This is a genomic window from Pantoea sp. Pa-EAmG, assembly GCF_030024295.1.
GTDB lineage: Bacteria > Pseudomonadota > Gammaproteobacteria > Enterobacterales > Enterobacteriaceae > Pantoea > Pantoea dispersa.
In genome coordinates, this window is the sequence record NZ_JASEWO010000343.1 from 1 (window position 1) to 1,465 (window position 1,465).

The window sequence follows — 1,465 nt, forward strand, 5'->3', positions numbered from 1 at the left end:
ATTAACCTGCAGCATATTAGAAATCAATCATCATGACCGGGGAGGTTCCCCGGTCATGGATGAACAATTACGCTTCTTTGTTCTCTTTAATGTTCCAGCCAGCGCTGCTTTCAGCACCTTTACCACCGGCAGTGGTCTGCTCCCAGTACTGCTGTTTCACTTTCGCAGCCTGGAATGCGTAGGTCACGCCAACGGTGTCGCCGTTGTCTGCACCGGTGTACTGAACAGAGGTCACCAGGACGTCTTCCAGGGTGATGCGGGTGTATTCAACCTGCTGGCCACCCGCTTTGCAGACGGACAGTTCAACTTTGGTCAGGTGCTTACCGCTTGCGCAGTGTTTCAGGACTGCTGTAGTGGATTTGTCGATCAGCGCGTTAACGTGCAGGTCGTTAAAGTTAACTTTACCGGCACCGCCGCCACCGCCAACGCTCATATTACCCGGCTGGGAAGCGCCCCAGGAGAAGGAGGTAATATCAGTCCAGCCGGTGTGGTTAGAATCTTTAGATTCGCCCGTAACACCCTCGACCTTCAGAAACATATCAATAGCCATAATATCTACTCTTCGTGGATGAACAATATTGCTTTCGAAAAAGCCCTTATATGGCAAACAGGAAAGCATGGGGCTGAATAAAACCGTCCATATTTTACCTCTGCCTCATATCAAATGACCCGTGTCATTTGACAGTCTTACATCCCCCCGGAATTAACGGTAAGAATGTGAAGTCTTTTACTATTGCGGGTTATCCTGGAGCCACGTGCGGTCAGGATTTCCGATGATTAATTGAGGAACCAGTTTATTAAGTTCGTCACTGTGGTAAAGACGTAAACAATTTAACGTCACGCCTTTTACATCAGGCTTTCGCTCCGAGTGGAAGCCGTTAATTTTGCTTTTATATTTTCCAATAATGGCGTTAACTTTGTCAGTACCGTTTTCAGCATCAAACGGTATCCATTCGATGAATGCACTCGCACTGCGGGCCGCGTCGTCAGAGAACTGGCTACCCTTATCAGCTACCTGCGCAAGGCAGCGCGCCAGGACAAGATCTTTGACCACCTGCCGGTATGTTTGCTGCTGATAAAAATCTACGTGAGGGTTATCACCGCGAGCAGAAAAACATAAGCAAGCGAGCAAAAGGAATGCTGTCTTTAGATACCTGAATGAAATTATTTTAATTCCCAAAACCAGATTTCCTGACAGTACGGAAAGCAATCGGAGTTACATATAAACGAATTATTACTCAGAGGCTCGATAAGGTCGATATGCCCACCGCCATACCCATCAATTTTGTTGAAGAAAACAACACCTTTTCGACCCAACATTGCGCGCGCACCTGCCTCGCGATCGGTAAATATTTCTGCCTAGCCAAAAACATGCGATTTATAAAGATGATCGCCAAGAAAATTAACGCCAGGTTAGATTGTTTTTCATTTATAGAGACCAGAATTTATGCTTAATCGACATGTG

At 46.6% G+C, this 1,465-nt stretch carries 2 protein-coding genes; both read right to left on the bottom strand.

The features are described from left to right. Positions 1 to 67 precede the first annotated feature (67 nt). A complete protein-coding gene (locus tag QMM04_RS22450; protein ID WP_010432842.1) occupies positions 68 to 550 on the bottom strand; it encodes a type VI secretion system tube protein Hcp in 483 nt (160 codons plus the stop codon). Positions 551 to 730: 180 nt separating this feature from the next. Then, on the bottom strand, positions 731 to 1,132 hold the full coding sequence (locus QMM04_RS22455) for a T6SS amidase immunity protein Tai4 family protein (RefSeq protein ID WP_218402624.1): 402 nt from the start codon (positions 1,130 to 1,132) through the stop codon (positions 731 to 733). Positions 1,133 to 1,465: the final 333 nt, after the last annotated feature.

Bases quoted from the DNA above. Each gene is read 5' to 3' on its own strand.
- QMM04_RS22450 (WP_010432842.1), bottom strand. From the start codon at position 550: ATGGCTATTGATATGTTTCTGAAGGTCGAGGGTGTTACGGGCGAATCT.